This is a genomic window from Stenotrophomonas sp. Y6, from assembly GCF_022436665.1.
GTDB classification, from domain to species: Bacteria; Pseudomonadota; Gammaproteobacteria; order Xanthomonadales; family Xanthomonadaceae; genus Stenotrophomonas; species Stenotrophomonas acidaminiphila_A.
Genome location: NZ_JAKUKB010000013.1, coordinates 88062 through 110203 on the forward strand (window position 1 = coordinate 88062; position 22142 = coordinate 110203).

General features: G+C 67.2%; 22 protein-coding genes. 2 read left to right on the plus strand and 20 right to left on the minus strand.

Annotated features, from left to right (window positions below; translation table 11 throughout):
- Positions 1 to 380: 380 nt before the first annotated feature.
- The 15 genes from MKP15_RS17040 to rfbB form a co-directional block, all read right to left on the minus strand.
- Positions 381 to 2657: a secretin N-terminal domain-containing protein gene (locus MKP15_RS17040; RefSeq protein ID WP_240213346.1), complete on the minus strand. Its 2277-nt coding sequence runs from the start codon at positions 2655 to 2657 to the stop codon at positions 381 to 383.
- A 62-nt stretch (positions 2658 to 2719) separates the two neighbouring features.
- Positions 2720 to 3256, minus strand: a complete 537-nt coding sequence (locus MKP15_RS15655) for a hypothetical protein (protein ID WP_240213347.1) — start codon at positions 3254 to 3256, stop codon at positions 2720 to 2722.
- Positions 3253 to 3879, minus strand: a complete 627-nt coding sequence (locus MKP15_RS15660; protein WP_240213348.1) for a hypothetical protein — start codon at positions 3877 to 3879, stop codon at positions 3253 to 3255. Before MKP15_RS15660 ends, MKP15_RS15655 begins: the two co-directional genes overlap by 4 nt.
- Positions 3876 to 4940, minus strand: coding sequence for a hypothetical protein (locus MKP15_RS15665; protein WP_240213349.1), 1065 nt, complete (start codon positions 4938 to 4940; stop codon positions 3876 to 3878). Before MKP15_RS15665 ends, MKP15_RS15660 begins: the two co-directional genes overlap by 4 nt.
- Positions 4891 to 5931: a type II secretion system protein GspK gene (locus tag MKP15_RS15670; protein WP_240213350.1), complete on the minus strand. Its 1041-nt coding sequence runs from the start codon at positions 5929 to 5931 to the stop codon at positions 4891 to 4893. Before MKP15_RS15670 ends, MKP15_RS15665 begins: the two co-directional genes overlap by 50 nt.
- On the minus strand, positions 5921 to 6586 hold the full coding sequence (locus MKP15_RS15675; RefSeq protein WP_240213351.1) for a prepilin-type N-terminal cleavage/methylation domain-containing protein: 666 nt from the start codon (positions 6584 to 6586) through the stop codon (positions 5921 to 5923). The genes MKP15_RS15670 and MKP15_RS15675 overlap by 11 nt, the downstream gene beginning before the upstream one ends.
- 8 nt (positions 6587 to 6594) lie before the next feature.
- The gene (locus tag MKP15_RS15680) at positions 6595 to 7014 is read right to left on the minus strand and encodes a type II secretion system protein (protein ID WP_240213352.1); all 420 of its coding nucleotides are present in this window, start codon (positions 7012 to 7014) and stop codon (positions 6595 to 6597) included.
- Positions 7004 to 7387, minus strand: coding sequence for a prepilin-type N-terminal cleavage/methylation domain-containing protein (locus tag MKP15_RS15685; protein WP_240213353.1), 384 nt, complete (start codon positions 7385 to 7387; stop codon positions 7004 to 7006). Before MKP15_RS15685 ends, MKP15_RS15680 begins: the two co-directional genes overlap by 11 nt.
- A gap of 16 nt (positions 7388 to 7403) precedes the next feature.
- Entirely contained in the window at positions 7404 to 7841 is a 438-nt protein-coding gene (gene gspG / locus MKP15_RS15690) for a type II secretion system major pseudopilin GspG (protein ID WP_182336118.1), read from the minus strand.
- Positions 7842 to 7860: 19 nt separating this feature from the next.
- The gene (locus tag MKP15_RS15695; RefSeq protein WP_240213354.1) at positions 7861 to 9069 is read right to left on the minus strand and encodes a type II secretion system F family protein; all 1209 of its coding nucleotides are present in this window, start codon (positions 9067 to 9069) and stop codon (positions 7861 to 7863) included.
- Entirely contained in the window at positions 9062 to 10873 is a 1812-nt protein-coding gene (locus tag MKP15_RS15700; protein WP_240213355.1) for a GspE/PulE family protein, read from the minus strand. The genes MKP15_RS15695 and MKP15_RS15700 overlap by 8 nt, the downstream gene beginning before the upstream one ends.
- Before the next feature lie 127 nt (positions 10874 to 11000).
- Positions 11001 to 11918, minus strand: coding sequence for a dTDP-4-dehydrorhamnose reductase (gene rfbD / locus MKP15_RS15705; protein ID WP_240213356.1), 918 nt, complete (start codon positions 11916 to 11918; stop codon positions 11001 to 11003).
- On the minus strand, positions 11915 to 12472 hold the full coding sequence (gene rfbC, locus MKP15_RS15710) for a dTDP-4-dehydrorhamnose 3,5-epimerase (protein WP_240213357.1): 558 nt from the start codon (positions 12470 to 12472) through the stop codon (positions 11915 to 11917). Before rfbC ends, rfbD begins: the two co-directional genes overlap by 4 nt.
- Positions 12469 to 13356 (minus strand): glucose-1-phosphate thymidylyltransferase RfbA, encoded by an 888-nt coding sequence (gene rfbA / locus MKP15_RS15715; RefSeq protein WP_161615128.1) that lies wholly within the window; start codon positions 13354 to 13356, stop codon positions 12469 to 12471. Before rfbA ends, rfbC begins: the two co-directional genes overlap by 4 nt.
- Positions 13357 to 13369: 13 nt before the next feature.
- Positions 13370 to 14425, minus strand: coding sequence for a dTDP-glucose 4,6-dehydratase (gene rfbB / locus MKP15_RS15720; protein ID WP_240213358.1), 1056 nt, complete (start codon positions 14423 to 14425; stop codon positions 13370 to 13372).
- Between the two features lie 302 nt (positions 14426 to 14727).
- On the opposite strand from rfbB, the gene MKP15_RS15725 reads away from it, so the two are divergent.
- Positions 14728 to 15474, plus strand: a complete 747-nt coding sequence (locus MKP15_RS15725) for an electron transfer flavoprotein subunit beta/FixA family protein (protein ID WP_240213359.1) — start codon at positions 14728 to 14730, stop codon at positions 15472 to 15474.
- Between the two features lie 81 nt (positions 15475 to 15555).
- Entirely contained in the window at positions 15556 to 16491 is a 936-nt protein-coding gene (locus MKP15_RS15730) for an electron transfer flavoprotein subunit alpha/FixB family protein (protein ID WP_104940103.1), read from the plus strand.
- A 303-nt stretch (positions 16492 to 16794) separates the two neighbouring features.
- On the opposite strand, the gene MKP15_RS15735 is transcribed toward MKP15_RS15730, so the two are convergent.
- The 5 genes from MKP15_RS15735 to MKP15_RS15755 form a co-directional block, all read right to left on the minus strand.
- Positions 16795 to 17811: a glycosyltransferase family 2 protein gene (locus tag MKP15_RS15735; RefSeq protein ID WP_240213360.1), complete on the minus strand. Its 1017-nt coding sequence runs from the start codon at positions 17809 to 17811 to the stop codon at positions 16795 to 16797.
- A gap of 85 nt (positions 17812 to 17896) precedes the next feature.
- Entirely contained in the window at positions 17897 to 19660 is a 1764-nt protein-coding gene (locus MKP15_RS15740) for a hypothetical protein (protein WP_240213361.1), read from the minus strand.
- 83 nt (positions 19661 to 19743) lie between these two features.
- Positions 19744 to 20271, minus strand: coding sequence for a hypothetical protein (locus MKP15_RS15745; protein WP_240213362.1), 528 nt, complete (start codon positions 20269 to 20271; stop codon positions 19744 to 19746).
- 40 nt (positions 20272 to 20311) lie between these two features.
- Positions 20312 to 21202: a phytanoyl-CoA dioxygenase family protein gene (locus MKP15_RS15750; protein ID WP_240213363.1), complete on the minus strand. Its 891-nt coding sequence runs from the start codon at positions 21200 to 21202 to the stop codon at positions 20312 to 20314.
- Between the two features lie 59 nt (positions 21203 to 21261).
- Positions 21262 to 22140 carry a class I SAM-dependent methyltransferase gene (locus MKP15_RS15755; protein ID WP_240213364.1) on the minus strand — a complete coding sequence of 293 codons (879 nt, stop codon included), beginning with the start codon at positions 22138 to 22140 and terminating at the stop codon, positions 21262 to 21264.
- Positions 22141 to 22142 lie beyond the last annotated feature (2 nt).

Genomic DNA, 22142 nt, shown 5'->3' on the forward strand with positions numbered 1-22142 from the left:
CCACTCGCCGTTCGCAGATGCGCGTATCGGCGCCGATACGTAACCATCGGCCGGTCAACAGCTGCATGAAGCCCCCTGTCCCCCTGTGCCTTTGGTTCACCTGCGCATGCAAATCCAAGCGCAGCCCCCAGATGCCGAGGCATCATACGGGCATCGTTCAAAGAGTGTCAACGATGCTGGATGCCCGCTGAAGACAGGTGCAAGGAGCCCTCAAACGAGGGCATTTCCCCGGGTTGCGGGGGCCATCGCATTCACCCGAGTAATGGGTTTGATAAGCCGCCCACCCGGCGATGGCCCCGGACGAACCGGCCCGGCACCGTGACGAAGACGGCCAGGTGGAGCGAAGCCGGGCGACGCCGCCGGATGCGGGCCGCGGTGACTCAGTTACCGTCGCCCTCAGCCGCCGCGTTTTTCACAGGAACCGCCTTTTCCGGGGGAACCGCATCGCCGGGCCGGGACGACGCGGGAACGGTAGCATCGCCCTCCGGCGCCTCTTCCCTGCGGCCCGGATCGGGCTTGCCCGGCCACTGGCGTTCGTTGCGACCGAAACGATCACGCACCGCACGGCTGATGTCGTCCACCTGGGTGGCGTCCTCCAGCACGTAGGGGGTGATGAGCAGAAGCAGCTCGGTACGGTTGCCGGTCTTGTTGCGGTTCTGGAAAGCCCTTCCAATCAAGGGGATATCGCCCAGCAGCGGCACCTTGGTCTTGGCATCGCTGTGCGTGCTGGAAATCAGCCCGCCCAGCAGCGTGCTCTGCCCATCCGCCAGGCTGAGGCTGGTCTGCAGCTTGCGGCTGAGGATGCTCGGCGACGAGATGTCACTGGTATCGGTGGTGGTGGCCTCGCTGACTTCCTGCGAAACCTTCAGGTCCACCCGCTGCCCGGAGTGCACCACGGCCTCGATATCCAGCAGCGTACCGGTCTTGCGGTACTGGATGGACTGCAGGATGGAGCCGTTGTTGCCCAGGTCCGACGCCGTTGCCTGGCTGGTGATGATGGGCACCTCGGTACCGACGTCGATGCTTGCGGTCTCGCCGCTTTTCACCATGAGCCGGGGCGTGGAGAGAATGGTGACGCGGCTGTCCTTGGCGAACAGGTTGAGGGTGGCGCGGGTCTGCCCGGACGACGACAGCGCCGCCCAGCGCAGCCCGCCAGCCGGCGCGGAAAGGCCCGCCAGCGCCGTCAGCGGCCCGGACATGCCACCGGCCGAGACGTTACGCAGCGCCCATTCCACGCCGTGGGTGAGCTCGTCGGTAAGCGTGACCTCGGCGACGGTCACTTCGATCAGGACCTGGCGCGCCGGCTGGTCGAGCCGCGCCAGGACACCCTGCAGCGCGCGCCAGCTCTGCGCATCGCCCTGGAACACGATGAGATTGCGCACGGTATCGGCCGCCAGCTGCCCACCGAAACCGCTGACCGCCGTCGTACCCGCCCGCTGCCTGGGTGCTGCGGGCTGCTGGCCCGCCCCCGCCCCCGCCCCCGCCGCTGGCGTGGCCGCCGGCGCGGCGGTACTGCCCGTGCCTCCACCGGCCAGCGCCTGCAGGACCGGCAACATGGTTTCGACCGTGGTGTGGCGGGCGGCATAGACATACATTCCGCCGCCACCGGCGGACTCGTTGGGCTGGTCGAGCTTCAGCACCCACTCGCTGATCGCATCCAGCGCTTCCTGGCTATTGGCGAACACGACCAGCGCATTGGCCGAATTGATCGGAACGAAATTCACCGCCCCCGGCTCGCCCGACCCCAGACGCACGGCCATGCCCTGCGCGGTCAGCACGTCGCTGAGCTCCTTGGCCAGCAGGTCGGCCGGCATGTGCAGCGGGTTGACGCGCATGGAGTACTTGTCGCGCAGCACCGACTGGTCGAGGGCATCGAGGGCCTGCATGGCGGCGCGCACGGACGTCCCCGGACCACTGAGGAGCACCGCATTGGTTTCAACCAGCGGCGTGAAGGCAACGCTGCCGCCGCCGATCAGCTCCTTGGCCTGGGGAATGATCGAACCCGGGCGTCGATATTGCAGCGGCATGGCCACGAACACCGAACGCTGTCCCGCCGGCACCTCCGGCAAGGAGCGCGTCACCAGCATCTCCGCCTGTTCGGCGGCGCGCTGCTCGGCCGGCATGAAGCGCAGCACGCCGCCCAGTTCTTCGATGCGCACGCCATAGCTGCGCAACACTTCCTCGGCGACACGGAACGCCTGCTCCGGCGGCATCGGCGCGGCCAGGCTGAGACTCAGCAGTTCCGGTCGACGGCGCAGCGACTGGTCGATCTGGACCGGCAACCCGAGTTCCATGCCGTAGACAATGTTGATGAAGCTGTCCATGGCCACGCCATCGAGCACCAGCGACACCGGTTCGGTGCGCTGCATCGGCGGGATGCGGCTCAGGCCAGGATCGGCACGCTGCACTTCGCGCGCCGGTCCGGCGGGCTTCGGGCCGGCTTCGATGCGCGGGCGTGACTGCTCTGCGGCGCGCTCCTGGTTGAGCACCTCGCTGGCACTGGCCTCGGCCTTGGGCGCACGCAAAGGAGCCGGCAACTGCGGCGGCCGGGTGGCGCAGCCGGCGGCCAGCAGCGTCACCAGCACGGCGGCCAGGAAAACGGCAAATCGGCTGGCACGGCCCGAACCGGGCCGGTAGGTGTTCTGCGAGTGCTTCACTGGCTCAGACTTCGGTTGGTTTGCGCAAATCGGCGGGACCCATGGCCGCGGGTGGGAAGGCATCAACGCGTCCTCCGCGAGGGCTTGGCAGCGTCAGACCCGGCACCGGCCCGGGGAGTTCCACCCGCCGGCGCTTCTTCCTGGACGCGGTAGGCGTTGAACATCTCGTGCTCGTGGCGCTCCCCCTTGCCGTCCACCCATTCCACGCCGAGGCGCGAAACCTTCAGCACGCGGCCGCCGTCGGGCAGGCGCCCGCCCGGCGGGATGCGCAGTTCGCCCGCACCCTGCACGCTGAAAAGCGCCTCGAAATTACGCCTGCCCCTGGCGATGCCCACGGGCATGGGCGGTGGCGGCTCATCGGCCTTGGCCGGTTCGGCCGCCGCCGGCGGTGGTGGTGGCGCCGGCCACGGCGGGGTCTCCTGCCACTGCGCGTCGAGTGCGGCGAAGTCGAGCACCGCAAGCGCCGGCACCTGCCAGTCAGGCGCAGCAGGCGGACTGGCCGAAACCGAGGGCGGCTCCGCGCCGAACAGGACCGACGCGCCCGCGCCGAGGCCCAAGGCAAGCAGGCCTGCCAACGGGATTTTCCAGGCGCCGGTCATGGGCCTTTCTCCTCTGCAGTGGCCGGGGCATCGCCGGCGCCACGCTTGTAATAGAAGCGCACGACCATGTTGACCCGCGAGGACTTGGCCTGCTCGCCCAGCTCAAGGCGCTCGACCTGCACCCACGGCAGGCCCCGCGAGAGACCGCGCAGCAGGGCCGCCTGGCCGAACTCGGGGAGCTTTCCGTCGAGTCGCGCGAGCACCTGCTGCAGATCGGCATGACCCGGCACGTCCAGGACGCTTTCCAGCTTGATCGTCGGCCCTTCCAGGCCGACCGTTCCCGCCAGTTCGGTGAGCCATGCGCGGGCTTCGGCCTGCGCCTGCCCGGCGCTGCCCACCTGCATCATCTGCCGGCGCAGGGCATCCAGCTCCGCCTCCGCCTGGCTGGCCCGCTTCGTCCATTCGGGCTGCGCAGCCACCAACTCCATGCGCTCGCGCAACTGCAGGTCGGCCTCGTACTGCGCGGCGGCCTTTGCGCGCCGGCCATCGAGGGCATCGAGCACGTGCAGGCCGGCAAAAACCACGATGAACATCGCCGCCACCCGCAGGCGGAGATTGCCCTGCCATTGCTCACGCACCTTGAGCCACTGCCCGCGAAGCTTGTCCCACTGTTCGCGGCTCATTCCTTGACCTCGTCGGTTGCGCTGCCGGCCAGCTCGAATTCAAGCAGCATGCCCCCCTTTCCGGTGGGGGTCGCGGTGACGTCGGGCAGCCACGCCGCCTCGATGAAGGGAAGGATGAACCTGCGCGGATCAGCTTCGGGCGACGCTACCGTGAGCCTCAGCTTCCCCGGCTCACGGCTCCAACTGGTCATCTGCGTGCCTTCGGGCAACAGCGAGAACACTTCCAGCATCAGGCGGTAATCACTGCTGGCCGCCTGCTGCAGAGCCAACAGGTCTTCGATCTTGCCCGCGGCGCTTTCGGCGCGCTCGCGCGCGTCCAGCAACGGCTCCGCCTTCTTCCGCACCTGCTCCAGGCGCACCGCCCCGCTTTCGACGGCTGCATTCCAGCGCAGCAATGCCGTCACCTGCCAACCCACCGCGAACAGCAGGGCGAAGGCGATGCTCCACCATGCCAGGCGTTCGGCCATGACCGCATCGATGGCAAGCCGGCCTCCGGATTCACCCCATGGCGTTTCCGACCAGTCCATCCGCTGCGCCCCGGGGACCGCAACGACATCCGCCAAGCCCAGGCCGCCGCCACGCAGGAACCGCTGCCAGACCGGGAGATCCGGCGGCTCCGGCCACCACTGGCTGGCCTGCAGGCGTCCCTCGTGCCAGATCTGCCCTTCCACCCCCTGCGAAACGCGCAGCAGGCGCGCGCCCGAATCCAGCGGCGGCGCATAGAGGCGGCTTTCCGGCAGCCAGCGCCGGTAATCGACCTGGTCGTCGCCGTCCTCGCCCGGCATCCATATCCAATAGTGCGCAATGCCCTGCTGCCAGGCGATATGCACCCTGGCGCCGGGCGCGGGCTCGAAACGCGGTACCGCCAGGCGCGCGGCGGCACGCCGGCGGCGGGCCGGCAGCTGCGAGAAATCATGCTGCCGGTATTGGCACTCGCCCCGGGGAACGACCCATTCGCGCCCGCCCAGCAGGCCACCGGACGTCGGCGCCGCCCCACCATCCCGGACAAGGCTACGGCTCGGCAAAAATAGCGCCGTCGGTCGTTTTTGCAGTGTGGTCATCGGCAGGGCGTGGGACCGGGTAGGCGGCCAGAATTGTCCAAGGCCCTCGCCGATCGGCGAGGGGCGTCAATCTTATATGATAGCGCTGACCCGGCCCTTTACGCCCCCATACGTCCAGCCGCATCACATCGGACGGCACGAACCGGTAGTCCACGGCGGCGTCGCCCGGCAACAACGCGCCGGCCAGGGCCTCGACCTCCGAAGCGCGTACCAGCGGACGCTGCGCGCGGCGCGCGACTACCGCCTCGCACGCCTGCGGACAGTTGGGCACCCACGCCGGCAACAATGCCGCGGGGACGGTGTTGAGATTGACGGATCCGGCGTAATTGACCGTCACCTGCGCCGTGATGGCTGCCAACCGGGACGGAGGCAGTTCGTCCCATGCCAGGACGTTGGCCAGTTCACTGGGCAGCAGCAACGGCCGGTTTGGGGGCGGCGGGCGGCCGAGGCGCTCGTAATCGCGTCGCTCGGCGCCATTGAGCCGGTTCAGGTCGTCCTCGTCGATGTAGTCGAGCAGGGTGTCGCGCAGGCGGGGGATTTTTTCCGCCTCGACGCCGTTGGCCTGGAGGAAGCGCTCGATGCTGCCGCCGGGCATCGCACGCAGCGAAAACAGCCCCGATTCGTCCTGGATGTCGAAAATGGCACTGCCACGCCCCTTGTAGAGCGTGCCGTCAAGCCGAAGTTCACCGCCCACAGGGTCGAGCACGGTTCCCCCCAGCTCATCCAGCCGCCGGATCGCGAGCTCATCCTCGCCCAACGGCTTCAACGGCAGTCCGGCCAGGGTGAACTCCCGCGTCGAGGCGACGTACAGCAGCGTATCGCGCGTTTCCAGCGCGGCCACCTCATCGTCGAGGCGTTCGCTGTCGACATGCGCCTGCTCCACCTGCATGCGTGCCCACAGCGATATCAATCCCACCGCAACGGCGATGCCGGCGAGCAGCCATAGCGTCACCGCCAGTACGAAGCCGGACTGCCGACGGTTACCGGCCACCGATCAACTCCCTGAAACCCAGGTTCTGGTCCACCGGCCTCAGATCCGATGGCAGATGTACCACCCAGTCCAGCTGGCGCCCCTGCGCGGTCACCGCCTGGAAGCGGAGCAGGCGCGGCAGGATCGGCGGGGGTGGCGGCGGCGCCGGCTCCCCGGGAGCCTGCTGCGCGTCGAAACTCGGCAACTGCGCGGGATCGGGCACCTCGCCACGCCATTGCTGCATCCACTGCTCATCCGTGGATGCATAGGAAAAGCGCGCATCGCGCAGCGGCCCCTTGACGATGACCAGTTGCTTCACCGCGGAGTCGGAATAGTTCAATGACACGCCGCCCCCTTCGTCCTGGGCAAGCCACCAGCGCACGCGGCCGCTGCCGCCGGTCACCAGCGGCACCGCACTGATGAAGGACACGCTGTCGGCAGCGCCCTCGAAGGCATCTCCCGTCCCGATGGTCGGGGGCTGGGCCGTGGCGATGTTCTCCCTGAACCAGGCTTCCTGCAGCAACATCTGCCGCGACTCGCCATACAACCGCAGCAGCCGCGTCCTCAGGCCCAGCGACTGCGACAGCGCCTGCATCAGCAACGCCATCAACATGGAGACGACCACCAGGGTCACCACTGCCTCCAGCAGGGTGAAGCCTGCCTGGCCCCGCGACATGGACCTTTTCATAGCACGCTGGGCTCGCGCACCTGCTCGTAGCCGACCCGGCGCAGTTCGATCTCCGCCAGCGGCTGCCCGTCCCGGTCGAGCTCCAGGCGCATCTTGTACAGGCCCACTCGGTACAGCCCCGCGCGCTCATGCCCGGTGGCCGCGTCGCGGGGCGGCTCCACCGGTTCGGATGTCCAGCGCAATCGCAGGTCGCCCAGCTCGTGCTCGCCACGTGGCTGCTGGGCCGGATTGATGACCTGGATCCAGGCCACCGCATTGCGCAGCGCCGATTCACGCTCGCGCACCTTCTCCGCCCGGGCCACCATGCTCAGGGACTGGTTCATGGCGGCGAACAACGCCATGCCGACCGAAGCCAGGATCGCCAGTGCGACGATCGCCTCGAGCAGGGAAAACCCGCGCTGCCGGTCAGCGTGCATCGCCGACGGCACAATCGGGCATCTGCAGGTGCCAGCGCTCCACCAGGCCTTCCGTGCGCACCTGCACGTCAGCGTCGTCGCAGATTCCATTCTCCCTGACCCGCAACGGGCCCAGGGCTACCACGCTCCACCCTTGCGGCAGCGCCAGCAGCGACGACAGGTCGGCATGCTCGTCCACGTTGATGGCTGCCGCCTGGCGGCGCGCCAGCATCGGCAGCTCCTCGAGCTGCCGCACGACCTCGGCGCGGTCACCGCTGCGGCCGATCGCCGCCACCGTCTGCGAGAGACGCGGCGCCACGAGCGCCACGACCATGGAGGTCAGCGCGAGCACGATCAGCAATTCCAGCAGGGTGAAGCCGCGCTGCGCAGCCATCCGCCGGTTGCCGGCATCACTTGCCGGGCAGGAACCCGACGTCCGCATCATTGCCTTCGCCCCCGGCCTTGCCATCGGCACCGAACGAATACACCGCGAACGGCAGGCCATCGCGCCCGGGAATCGCATACTGGTAGGGATTGCCCCAGGGATCGGACGGCACCTGCTCATCCAGGTACGGGCCACGCCAACGGGCCTTGGCACGTTCGTCGGCCGGAGCGACGTAAAGCACGGACAGGCCCTCGCTCTCGGTCGGGATGCGCCCGACTTCGAGGCGGAACGTCTCGACCGCGCCGCGCAGCAGGCGCGTCTGCGTTTCGGCCACCTGGACCTTGGAGCTGTCCACGCGACTGAACAGGCGCGGGCCGACAAGGCTGGCGATCAATCCGATGATCACCAGAACCACCAGCATTTCCAGCAGGGTGAAGCCCGATTCGATTCGATGGGAACGCATGTGATACTCCGGAAATAACTTACAGGCGCACGTCGTTGACGCTGGTGATGGCCAGGATGATGGCGGTCATGATCGTGCCCACCACGATGCCGATCACGATGATGGCCAGGGGCTCGACCAGCTGCAGCGTGCGCTTCATGCGGTCCCGGCCGATTGTCTCATACAACTTGCCAAGCGCCGTGAGCAGCTTGGGCAGCTCGCCACTGGCCTCGCCCACCGCGACCAGATCGTAACCGGTGTCGTTCAGTGCCCGGTGCTCGCGCAGCGAGACGGCAATGGACTTGCCCGCCTTCACCGACTTGGCGACGGCGCCCAGCCGATCGCGCAGGAAGCCCATCTTGACCGATGCGGCGGCCAGGTTGAGCGCGCGGATCAGCTCCACCTTGCCGCCGAGCAGGGCCGCAAGGGTACTTGCCCAGCGGCCTACCTCGGCCTCGATCAGCCACTCCCCCAGCACCGGCAGGCGCGCCGCGCGTTCGATCAGCCCGGCGGTGAACCCCGGGAGCTTGAACACCATGCGCAGCGCGATGGCGATGGCCAACACCGCGGCCAGCACCAGCCATGCGTGCGAGCTCAGCCAGACACCCGTACTGATCACCCACCGTGAAAGCGCCGGCATGCTGTCGCCATGCTGGGTGAGCAGGCCACCGAAACGCGGCACCACCCACATGAAGATGATGCCGACGGCGGCAATGCCAGAACCCACCAGCACCAGGGGGTAGATCAAAGCCCCGGCCATTTCCTGGCGGACGCGCTGGTCGTACTCGAACTGCTCGACGCCGCTGCGCAGGGACTCGGCCAGCCTGCCAGTGGCCTCGCCCGCCTGGACCAGCTGATGGAAGTACTCCGGCACCGGCAGGACGGAGGCGCGCAGGGCCGTGCTGAAACTCTCGCCTCGCCGCACCATCCGCTCCATGTCCGCGAACGCGGCGACGAGTGCCGCGTGATGGCTGGAGTGGGCCAGCGAGGACAGCGCGGTCACCAGCCGGACGCCGGCCTCGAGCAGGGTGGTGAACTCGTGCAGCATCAGCTGCAGTTCCCGTGTGGACGCCTTGCCTCGCCTGAAGCCACGCCATGCCGGACGGACCGGGGACAGCGCCGATACGGTCAACCCCTGCGCCGCCAGCAGGCGCGACGCCTCGGCTTCGGTGGCTGCTTCCACATTGCCGGTTGCCCGCTTGCCGGCACGGTCGAACGCTTCGTAACGGAAGCCTGCGCTCTCACTCATCGAGACTGATTCCCCCGGTCACGCGCACGACCTCGTCGATGCTGGTCAAGCCCGCGCGCGCCTTGAGCAGGCCGTCCTCGCGCAGGCCGCGCCCGCCCTGCGCATCAGCGAGCGCGCGCATGCGTTCGGCCGGCGCGCGGGCGACGATCAGTTCCTGCATGGCAGGGGTAACGTCGACCAGCTCATAGATGCCGACCCGGCCGCGGTAGCCACTGCCCTGGCAACTTGCGCACCCCCTCGGCTGGCGCCAGTCGGCCGGAACGCCATCCTCCACCATGCCGGCGACCAGAGCCTCGATCGCCGGAGGGGCCTCGGCCGGTTCGCTGCACCGGGTACAGAGCTTGCGTACCAGCCGCTGCGCCTGCACCGCACGCACACTGGTCGCCACCAGGAACGGCTCCACCCCCATGTCCGTCAGGCGGGTGAAAGCGCTCACCGCGTCATTGGTATGCAGGGTGGACAGCACCAGATGGCCGGTGAGGGCGGACTGCACGGCGATGGCCGCCGTCTCCAGATCACGGATTTCACCAATCATGATGACGTCGGGGTCCTGGCGCAGGATGGCGCGCAGCGCACGGGCGAACGTGTAGCCGATCTCGGCGTTGCACTGGATCTGGGTGACGCCCTTGACCTCGTATTCGACGGGATCCTCGACCGTGATGATCTTGCGGTCGGCCTGGTTGAGCTCCTCCAGCGTTCCGTACAGGGTCGTCGATTTACCCGAGCCGGTCGGACCGGTGACGAGGATGACGCCGTGCGGCTCGCGCGCCCAGGCGCGGAACAGCTTCAGGTCCTGGGGCGAGAAGCCCAGCCGCTCCAGGTTCAGGTCCTCGCGCTCCTTCGGCAGCAGGCGCATCACGATCGACTCGCCATGCACGGCGGGCACCGCCGACGCGCGTATGTCCACTTCCTTGCCGCTGACGCGGATGCTCAGGCGTCCGTCCTGCGGCAGGCGGCGTTCGGCGATGTCCATGCCGGAGATCAGCTTCACGCGCGAAGCGACCGCCGGGTAGCGGCTGGCGGGCAGGGTCATGCGGGAATGGAGGATGCCGTCAATGCGCATGCGCACATGGAACTGCGCCTCCTCGGGCTCGATATGGACGTCGGACGCGCGCAGGTCCATCGCCTGCGCAAGCATGTTGTTCACCAGCTCGATGACCGGCGCCTCTTCCGCCAGCTCGCGCAGATGGTTGACATCGTCGTCCCACGACGGGTCCGAGCCACCGCCCCCGGCATTGGCCAGTTCAAGCAGGCGTGCCAGCTCCTGCGACTGCAGCAGCCGCCATTGCCAGGGCCGGCCGGGGAACGCGCGCAGCAGCGCTTCGTTGACGACCGGCTCCAGCGGATCGGCGGCGGCGACCAGGATCCCATCGCCGGCCGGCGACTCCCATGCCACCACGCCATTGTCCAGCCACCAGCCCAGCGCGAACGGCGATGCGCTCAGGAGGCTGCGGATCGCGTCCCCCTCCATGGGCCATTCGGAGGCATGGATCAGCGGTATGCCCAACTGCTCGGAAAGCACCGGCAGCAGCGACTCTTCGGACAGTGCGCCAAGCCGGACCAGCACGCTGCCGATGCGGCCGCCGTACTGCTCCTGGAAGGCCAATGCCTTGCCCACGTCATTGCCGGAAACCAGCCGGCGCTCGACCAGAATCTCGCCCAGCCGCCGCCCTGCGATGCCTGCTGCAGCGGAAGCCGGCAGGGGGTGCGTTTCAATCGACGGATTCATGCGTGGACGGTCCAGAGGGCGCGGTGCGGTACCGGAGGCATGGGGTTGCGGCACTTCGCCCCCGCAACCGCCCACTGACTCGAAGGTAGGCCGGGCGACATGGTAGCCGCAAAACCCGAGCTGGAGCCATGCTCCGCACCAGCGCCCGCAGGTGCGCCGTGGCCCGGCGCCCGGCCTTCACCCGCGGTGAAAACCGCGGCGGCTATCGGGGCGTCCCCGGCGCACACTGCCGCAGTTCGCCCAGCACCCGGCCCACGCCTTCGCGCCAATCAGGCAGCTCAAGACCAAAGTCCGCTACCAGCGCCGACGTATCCAGGCATGAATATGCGGGCCGCCGCGCCGGCGTCGGATACTGTTCCGTGGTGATCGGCAGCACCTGCGGCAGGCGCCCGATCAGGCCCATCGCACCGGCCTGCCTGAATATCTCCTCGGCGAAACCGTGCCAGCTGGTCTGCCCCGATGCGGTCAGGTGCCAGGTGCCGGACAGGCCGCCGGGATGCCGCAACGCGTGCGCGGTGACGTCGGCGATCAGGGCAGCCGGGGTCGGCGTGCCGATCTGGTCGGCGACCACGCGCAGTTCGTCGCGCTCGGCGCCCAGGCGCAGCATGGTGCGCAGGAAATTGCCGCCATGCGCGGCATACACCCACGCGGTGCGGAAGATCAGGTGGCGCCCGCCGGCGGCGCGCACCGCGTCCTCGCCATCGCGCTTGCTGGTGCCGTAGACCCCCAGCGGTGCGGTCGGCGCGTCCTCGCGGTAAGGCGCGCGGCCCTGCCCGTCGAACACGTAATCGGTCGAGTAATGCACCAGCGGCACGCCTTGCGCGGCGCACCAGCGCGCGATCACTCCCGGGGCCTGCGCGTTGGCGCGGAACGCGGCCTCCGGCTCCTGTTCGGCACGATCCACCGCGGTATAGGCCGCGGCATTGACCACCAGCGCCGGCCGCAGCCGGTCCAGCAGCGCCGGCAGGCTGTCGGGCCGGTCGAAATCGGCCACTTCGCAGGCGCTGCCGTCAGCCAGCGTGCCGCTGCGGGTGGTGGCGACCACCGTGCCCAGCGGCGCCAGCGCGCGCAGCAGTTCGCGGCCGACCTGGCCGTTGCCGCCGAACACCAGGATCGTCATGGCTGGTACACCGGCAGCCGGTCCTCGGCGATATCCGCCAGGAACGGCGCCGCTTCATCCTTGGCCGACAGCGTCGGCGCGCTGACCGGCCAGTCGACGGCGATGCCGGCATCGTTCCAGCGCACGCCGGCATCGGCTTCCCTGACGTAGACGTCGGTGCACAGATAGCTGAACACGGCGCGCTCGGACAGCACCGCAAAGCCATGCGCGAAGCCTTCCGGGATCCAGAACTGGCGATGGTTGTCGGCGCTGAGCAGCACCGCTTCCCAGCGCCCGAAGGTCGGCGAGCCGCGGCGGATGTCCACCGCCACGTCATAGACCTCGCCCTCGAGCACGCTGACCAGCTTGCCCTGCGGCCGCGGCCACTGGTAATGCAGGCCGCGCAGCACGCCCTTGACCGAGGTGGAGACGTTGCTCTGCACGAACCGGGTGGGCAGCCCGTGCGCGGCGAAGCGTTCGGCGTTCCAGGTCTCGAAGAACATGCCGCGGGCGTCGCCGAACACGGCGGGCTCGATCACCACGCAGCCCGGCAGTGCGGTCTCGATGACCTTCATGGCACCACCCCGCGCTGCAGCAGCTTCTGCAGGTACTGGCCATAGCCGTTCTTGAGCAGCGGCGCGGCCAGCGCCTCCAGTTCGGCCGCGCCGATCCAGCCCTGCCCATAGGCGATTTCCTCGGGGCAGCAGACCTGCAGGCCCTGCCGGGTCTGGATGGTCTCGATGAAGTTGGACGCCTCCAGCAGCGACTGGTGGGTGCCGGTGTCGAGCCAGGCATAGCCACGCCCGAGCTGCTCCAGGTACAGCGTGCCCGCGTCCAGGTAGCACTTGTTCAGGTCGGTGATCTCCAGCTCCCCGCGCGGCGAGGGGCTGAGCGCGGCCGCGTAGTCGCTGGCATTGCCGTCATAGAAATAAAGCCCGGTGACCGCGTAGTTGGAGCGCGGGTTCTGCGGCTTCTCGACCAGGCCGACGACCTTGCCGTCGCGATCGAACTCGGCCACGCCATAACGCTCCGGGTCATTGACCCAGTAACCGAACACGGTCGCCCCGGCCTCGCGCGCATCGGCGCTGCGCAGCAGCTGGCGCAGGCCGTGGCCGTGGAAGATGTTGTCGCCCAGCACCAGGCAGCTCGGCTTGCCGCCGACGAAATCGCGGCCGATCAGGTAGGCCTGCGCCAGCCCGTCCGGGCTTGGCTGCACCGCGTAGCGGATGTCCATGCCCCACTGCGAGCCGTCGCCCAGCAATGCCTGGAACAGCGCCTGCTCGTGCGGGGTGTTGATGATCAGCACCTCGCGGATGCCGGCCATCATCAACACGCTCAGCGGGTAGTAGATCATCGGCTTGTCGTACACCGGCAGCAGCTGCTTGCTGACGCCCTTGGTGATCGGATACAGGCGCGTGCCGGAACCGCCGGCGAGGATGATGCCTTTGCGTTGGGTCATGTCGTCTCCGGTGTCAGGCGGCGGTGCCGATGCGCTGCAGGCGGTAGCTGCCGTCGAGCACGCCGTTGACCCACGCCTGGTTGTCCAGGTACCAGTCCACGGTGAAGGCGATGCCCTGTTCGAAGGTGTAGGCCGGCTCCCAGCCCAGTTCGTCCTTCAGCTTGGACGCATCGATGGCGTAGCGGCGGTCGTGGCCCGGGCGGTCTGCCACGTGGGTGATCTGGCTGCTGCGCGGCTTGCCATCCTCGCGCGGGCGGCGGGCATCGAGCAGTGCGCAGATCGCCTGCACCACCTCGATGTTCTGCTTCTCCGAGTTGCCGCCAACGTTGTAGGTCTCGCCGACCCTGCCCTTGGCCAGTACCGTGCGGATCGCTTCGCAGTGGTCGGTGACGAACAGCCAGTCGCGCACCTGCCTGCCGTCGCCGTACACCGGCAGCGGCTCGCCGGCCAGCGCCTTGGCGATCACCAGCGGGATGAGCTTTTCCGGGAAGTGGTACGGGCCGTAGTTGTTGGAACAATTGGTGGTCAGCACCGGCAGCCCGTAGGTATGGTGGAACGCGCGCACCAGGTGGTCCGAGGCGGCCTTGGACGCCGAGTACGGCGAATTCGGCGCATACGGGGTGGTCTCGGTGAACTTGCCGGTCTCGCCCAGCGTGCCGTAGACCTCGTCGGTGGACACGTGCAGGAACCGGAACGCCCCGGCCTCGGTGGCCGGGAGCCCCTTCCAGTAGTCGCGCACCGCTTCGAGCAGGCCCAGGGTGCCGACCACGTTGGTCTGGATGAAGGCGCCGGGGCCGTCGATCGAGCGGTCGACATGGCTCTCGGCGGCGAAGTTCAGCACCGCGTCGGGCCGGTGCTCGGCCAGCAGGCGCTCGACCAGGGCGCGGTCACCGATGTCGCCCTGGACGAAAACATGGGCCGGGTTGCCTTCCAGGCTCGCCAGGGTGCGCAGGTTTCCCGCGTAGGTGAGGGCATCGAGGTTGACGACCCTGATGCCGCGGGCGACCGCCTCCAGCACGAAATTGCCGCCGATGAAGCCGGCACCGCCGGTCACTAGCCAGGTGGGCACTATTCTTGTCTCCTGTGACGTCCATTCGCCCGGATCTCCGCGATCCGAGGCTTGCTCCAAGCGGCACAGGATACAGGCAGCCCTGCCGCGCCAGCTTTGCCGCCACTGAACGCCGGACGATGCACGTGCGCCCGGGTGCAGGCAGGCGATGGACCCACGGCCGATGATGGCCCCCGCCCCAGCGGAACGCGGGGCGGGCACATCCATACGCATTCGCACGGGACTCCCCCAGCCGCTAGAATCGGGCCCTCATCTGTCCGGCACTGGCGCCGGCCCCCTGCAACCGAAGGATCCCGCAGCACATGAAAATCCTCGTCGCGTACAAGCGCGTGGTGGACTACAACGTCCGCATTCAGGTCAAGCCGGATGGTTCCGGCGTGGTCACCGACGGCGTCAAGCTTTCGCCCAACCCGTTCGACGAAATCGCGCTGGAAGAAGCCCTGCGCCTGCGCGACAAGGGCATCGCCAGCGAAGTGGTGGTGGCCACCATCGCCCCGGCCGACGCCCAGGCGCACCTGCGCAACGGCCTGGCCATGGGCGCCAACCGCGCCATCCACGTGGTCACCGACCAGGCGATCCAGCCGCTGACCGCCGCCCGCACCCTGCTCAAGCTGGTGGAAAAGGAACAGCCGGACCTGGTCATCCTCGGCAAGCAGGCCATCGACGACGACGCCAACCAGACCGGGCAGATGCTGGCCACGCTGTGGGCGCGCCCGCAGGCCACCTTCGCCTCCAAGGTGGAGATCGCCGACGGCAAGGCCACGGTCACCCGTGAAGTCGACGCCGGCCTGGAAACGCTGGAAGTGGACCTGCCGGCGGTGATCACCACCGACCTGCGCCTGAACGAGCCGCGCTTCATCAAGCTGCCGGACATCATGAAAGCCAAGGCCAAGCCGCTGGAGACCCTGCAGTTGACCGACCTGGGCGTCGAAGCCGCCGATACGTTCAAGACCACCCATTACGCCGCCCCGGCCAAGCGCAGCAAGGGCGTGATGGTGAAGGATGCCGCCGAACTGGTGGCCGCACTCAAGCAGAAGGGGCTCTTGTGATCATCCCTGATCAAGAGCCCGGCCATCCGTGGCCGGACTTTCCAATGCCGAAGCCTTGCGCCCCATTTGAAGGAAGTTCCGATGTCTAAAATTCTTGTGATCGCCGAACACCTGGACGGCAAGCTCAACAGCGCCGTCGCCAAGACCGTGTCGGCCGCGGCCGCCATCGGCGGCGACATCGACGTGCTGGTGCTGGCCGCCGATCCGGCCGCCATCGCCGCCGAAGCCGCGCAGATCGCCGGCGTCGGCAAGGTGCTGACCCTCGCCAACCCGGCCAACGAACACGCCGTGGCCCAGGTCCAGGCCCCGCAGATCGCCAAGGCCGCCGCCGGCTACAGCCACGTGCTCGGCCCGTCCACCACCACCGGCAAGGACCTGATGCCCGCGGTGGCCGCGCTGCTGGGCGTCAACCAGGTCTCCGACCTGATGGCCGTCGACGGCCCGCATACCTTCAAGCGCCCGATCTACGCCGGCAACGCCATCATCACCGTCGAGGTGCCGGCCGACCAGGTGGTCGTGGCCACCGTGCGCGCCGCCTCGTGGCCGGAAGCGGCGCGGGGCAACAGCGCGCCGGTCGAAGCGATCAGCGTCGATGTCGCGCTGCCCGCGCACACCCGCTTCGTCGGCCTGGCCGCCGGCAAGAGCGACCGCCCGGACCTGCAGAGCGCCAAGCGCGTGGTATCCGGTGGCCGCGGCGTGGGTTCGGAAGAGAACTTCAAGGTCATCTACCAGCTGGCCGACAAGCTCGGTGCCGCCGTCGGTGCCTCGCGTGCCGCGGTCGATGCCGGCTACGTGCCCAGCGACATGCAGGTCGGCCAGACCGGCAAGATCATCGCTCCCGAGCTGTACATCGCCGTGGGCATCTCCGGCGCGATCCAGCACCTGACCGGCATCAAGGATGCCGGCACCATCGTGGCGATCAACAAGGACGGCGACGCGCCGATCTTCGAAGTGGCCGACATCGGCCTGGTGGGCGACCTGTTCACCCTCCTGCCGGAGCTGGAAGCGGCGCTCTGACGCCGCGCGTGGCGGCAACCGGAAGCGGTTGCCGCCACCGTCATGCCGCCGGGTCGCGCGGGCGCCTGTACTTTCGCGTCGCTGGGTCCGTCTGCGCACGGACGAGGGCATCGCGCGTAGATGTGGCGGCCGTCTCCGTGCATTCGCTGCCGGCGCTCCTGACAGCGGCATCAGCGCAACGACACCGGCTCAACCATGCATCGTGCCCGAGTACCGCCACATGGGGGCCGCCGCCCGCCTGGGCCGCCGCCGCGCAGCCAACCGGAGCGGGCGCCTGCAGGAGCGGCCGGAAGGAGCTGCGCCCTAGGTTCGGGACACTGCTGACAGCCTGGAAAGCGACCGATGGATCGGGCGTTTGGGTACCGTCTGGATGTCATACCCCAGGAACGCCAGGAGAAACTGGAGCCCACTGATGATCGCCAAGGCCGGCAGGACCACGGTACCGGTGGATGCCGCCACACCGGAACGGCTGGAGATCCACCAGTGCACACCGCCGTAGGCGAGCCCGCCGGTCAGCAGCACCAGGGCAGCCACCAGCTCCAGCGACGCAACCGAAAGGTCACGCAGGTAGTAGCGGTACACGATCCGCTTGAAGAAATTCTTGGCATGCTTCACTGAAAATTCGCCCACCACCTGGGATATCTTCAGGCTGCTTTCCTCATCGCCGTACCTGGCGTCCATCGGTATATCCACCACCACCGCCCGCATCGTGTTCAGGCGGAACAGCATGTCGGTTTCAAAGAAGTAGCGCCTGCTGATCGAATTGACCGGAAGCCGTTCTATTATCCGCGCATGAATGGCGGTGTAGCCGTTGGTGGGGTCGAACACGTCCCAGTAGCCGGTCGACGCCTTTGACATGAAGGACAGCCCCAGGTTTCCGATGCGGCGAAGCATCGGCATCTGCCGGATCTCGCCGAGATCCCAGAACCTGTTCCCCTTCGTGTAATCAGCCTCTCCCAGCATGATGGGACGCACGAACTGGTACAGCAGCGCGGGGTCCATCTGGCCGTCGCCATCGAGCTTGACCACGATGGTGGCGCCATCGGCCACCGCACGCTGGTATCCGGTGAGCATCGCTCCACCAACGCCCTGATTGACCGCGTGGCGTACCACGGTCACCCGCGGATCGTTGCATTCACGCGCGATGAGATCACCACTGCCATCGGGGCAGGCGTCGTCGACGCAATAGACAAGACTCACCCGGTCGTCGATCGCATCGATCACCTGCAACACGTGCCTGCGCACCTTGTAGCAGGGGATGACAACCGCAATGACGTCGCCAGACTCCAATGATTCCATAGTGAAATTACCCATATTCATGGCCGTCCGCGCCGCGGGCATGGACACTCAACCCGGGATTCTCCGCCAACACCGCTCTACGCGGCGACAAGATCGGCGCTTCCGGTCATTGGCACGCCCCCGCCTGGTCGAAGCGATAGAGGCTCTGGGGGCCAAAATCGAAACGCCCGGCCGCCTCCCGCGCGACATGCACGTCGGACGGGGCAATGATCCAGTTGACGCCCGGTGGCAGCTCGCCAGCGAAATCGGCCGCCTTGCCTATGCTACGGACATGCTGCAGGTTGGCGAACTGCATGAGGAAGAACGAAGACCGGCCATAACGATCGTCGACAAGGACCAGGCCACTTCCCGGCCGCGCGCCCACCAGGCACTCCCGAAGCATGTCCCCGGCCTCGATCATCGCGCGGTTGTCCCGTGCGCTCTGCCGCAGCCAGTTGGCCATCTGCACATGGCTGCCGAGCATCAGGAGCACGAGGTAGACCAGGTAGGATCTGGCCGCGAACCTGTCGCGGAGAGCGCAGACAAAAAAAGCGACTGCCGCGAGCACCACCAACCACATCAGCCAGTTGTTCACCCCGGGAAGCGACCAATGCTTCAGGCCCGAGGTGAAGAAAACGAAGATATCGGGATAGTCCCACGGATAGATGCGGTACTGGAAACGCAGGTAGAAGCAGAACATGAGCACCGAAACCAGCAGCACCGTGCCCATCACCTTCAACCTTCGCGAGGCGTACACGCCCCATACCGAGAACAGCAGCAGCAGCGGCAGCAACGGCTCCAGGTAGCGGCCGTGGAGGCGGTACTTCTCGAATTCACTCACCTGCGAAGCGGTATTGGTGAACGCGCCGATCATGGCCAGGAACGCAATGCCCAGCAGCGCGACGAATACCGCCAACCGCCTCCGCTGAAGCGCGTCACCGGCAAGTGGCGCCTCGCTACGCCCCGTCGCCAGCGACCTTGCCGCCCTCCAACACTCCCCGGCGATCACCAGGCAGCCCGGCGCGAACATCAGCATCAGCACCCACGCGTGGCCGACAACATAGTCCAGCATCGACCAGGCATTGCTCAGCAGATACGCCGGCGAGGACAGCCGCTGCAGATAATAGGCATAGAAGTTTGAAACCACCCCGCCCGCACCACCGCCGGCGTCACCGGCGAGCAGGCGCACCATGTAGACAAGCCCGGCGGTCGCGACCAGGTAGAGCGCCGCGCGCGCCATGCCCGACCTGATCCCCGCCCACCTGCTACCGACCTGGCCTGCCAGATCGGCCACCATGAAGAACGCGGCGGTACCGACCACAAGGGCCGCCGCGTGCGGCTTGGCAAAATAGGCGGCCGCAGACACCAGCGCCGGAAGCAATACCGCCCAGACCGACCCCCGCCCCGCCGCCCACAGAGCCAGTGCGACCCCGGCATAGACCAGCGCCTGGAATTCAACCTCGGGGAGAAGAAGCGTCGAATAGAAGGAGAATGGAAACAGCAGGTAGATTATGGACGAGATGGCAGCGGTTTTCCGGTCAAAAACCCTGCTGCCCAGCCAGAACACCAGCAATGATGACAGGACGAACAGCAGCGCGTTGCACAGGCGCCCCACGAGTGCCACGCGCTCGGTCGAAACCAGTGTCCACGCCTCGAAAAGAACCCGATACAGCTTGTTGTCGATCGGCTGCATCGCCGGATCGTAGCGATACAGCTCCTGTCCCTGAGCCGCGTATTTCGCCCCCATGAAGTAGGCATACTCGTCACTGGCCATGACCGGCGATTCGGTCGAAACCACGCGGGCCACCAGGATGACGAAGGCAACGAACATCGCCACCAGCAACGCTTTAGGCACCGGCGTGACCAGCGGCTGCCGCCAGAAATGCTTCATAGGACAATCCACCTGACGGCAAGCCGGAAACCCGGAAACCGGGCACCTGCTGGATCACATTCGAGAAAAAAAGCCCGCACCGGTTACTTGATAATCACGGCCCGGCCATTGTCACACACGACTTTCTGTCCACCGCGATCGTAGGAGAGCGTCAGGCGATAAGTGCCGGCATCCAGGCCCGATGCATCGATCTCGCTGGAGAAGCCCGATTTCAGCGCGCCAGCGGCCCCGCCGTGGGCCTGCTGGACGTCCGGTCGCTCCATCGTGGGCACCACCCCGTGCTGCCAGACGCGACCATCGCCGGACTGCGACGCGACGCGGATCACCAGCGCGGCAGGCGCGTCGGCACCGGCTTCGTCGACCAGCCATCCCGCGACCACGAAGCGCCTGTTCTTGAGCACGATCGGAGTCATGTCCTGCACGACGACACCATCCACCGCCTCGATGTTGCAGGCGCTGGAGAGGATCGGCGCGATGCCGGACGAAACCTCGGCGACCAGGCCCTGTTTCCCTTCCGCGTCGGCATTGGCCTGGTCGCCGGACGCAACGGGCTCGGGACGGCTGCAGGCAGCCACGAGAGCAAGCAGGGCGAGGGAGACGAAACGCTTCATGTTCACTCTCTGGATGGCGGGTGATTCACATCGGGCCATGTCAATGCTGGAAAGCCGTCGCCCCTGAAAGCGCGACATGCCTCCCGTTGACACGGGTAAAGCCGTAGCGCGGTGCCGGAGCCGGCCCGCGGTGCGCGAAAAAAACGTCGTGCTGATATACCTGACGCGACGACGGAACACAATGGAAAACCATGCTCCGCCGGGTAAGGCCAGGATCCGTGGCCAGGCTCCCGCCGTGGGGCAACTGCGGATGCCAGATCGCGACATCACCCTTTTTCAGTGCCACCACGGCCGGTGCGCCAACGCCGGAGGCGGCCCTGATCACTTCACCGTAGTACTGCTCCAGTGCTTCATTGATCAGCGCACTACGCTGTGCTGCGGGCATGCGAGCCGCGACGGCGTCATAGATCCGGTGAGGGTCGCACTCAAAACGATGCCCTCCCGGAACATACATGAGCGGACCCGCATCGACCGAGATGTCCTCGAGCGCAACCCACACACCGAAGAAAAGGTTGCGCGGGAACGTTTCGAAGAAGGGGGAATCACGGTGTATCGGCTGCTGGCTCCCATGTTCGAAATACAACGAAGAATAGACCGAGGCCTCGTCCCCCAGCAGGAAATCAAGAATCGCCATCAACCGCGGGTTGCACCCGATGTTCGCGGCCGCGCCCGAGGACAGATGAAAGTTGACCACCCGCAGCAGGCGCCCGCCGGCATCCTTGTGCCGTTCCACTTCGGTGCCGAGATCGTCGATGAAGCGCTGATAATCGCTGACCACCGTGTCGCATTCCGTACCCGCTATCGCCGACGGAAGCACCACGAACCCGTCCTTGATCATGCGCGAACCGATCGCCTCCAGCTGCACGTCTCCTGCCGCCCGTCCCTGCAACTGGGCGACCGCATCCGCCTGATCCAGCCACAATCCTTCCATTGCCCACTCCTGATCAACTTGCAGTTGAAGTGAAAAGCCCGGAGAGCCGCACCGGGGCTTCAGGCCGCAGCCATTGGCTTGGTGGCGACGAAAACCACAGGCCAGGCATGCCCATCGGGGTAAGGGCACCCATTCGAGAACACCCCCTCGACAGGATTGAACGCCAACCACGCCTCAATGCGACAAAAGCCCGATGCCGCCACCATGTCGAACAGGTCCTGCCCGAACTGGATGAAGACCAGGGCTCCTCCTTCGTCGACCGGATTGCCATGATAGGCAGCAGGCAGGTCATGCACCAGCACACCATCGCGTAGCCGCGCCCGCCTGATGGATGCATTCAATCCCTCATAGAACGGTGTGGAAAAGACCAACCTTCCGCCAGGCACAAGAATCCGATGGCATTCGCGCAACGCGGCCAGCGGATCGGGCACGTGCTCAAGGACGTCGAAGTGCATCACCAGTTCCAGCGACTCACTCGCATACGATGCGTCATCCATGCTTTCGTGGCGCACCTGCCGGCCACCACGATCCACCAGCTCCCCGGGGCGGCATTTGTCGCCGAGGAATTCGCTTCCTGTCACGCCAGGAACACGCCGGAACAGGGCTTCGAACAGGGGGGTGAGCCGTTCGAACACTGCCGCCCGCGGCACGCCCCGCATGCGGGCCAGCACATCATCGACGACGCCAAGCACACCCCGCATCCTCCCGTTCAGGCCGCACGCGCACAGCATGCCCTCGGACAGGTTCGACCACCCTTCCGCCTGGGCCGGTTGGAAGAACCAGCCCCAGATGCCACATCCCCTGCAGAAGCCGAACGCCCGCCCTTCATCCAGTGCCCGCGTCTCCAGCATGTGCGCCACCGGCGACAGAGCCTCCATCGCGATACCCAGCGATGACATGCCATCGAAACCGCGCATGGATTCATCTGCAACCTGCATCA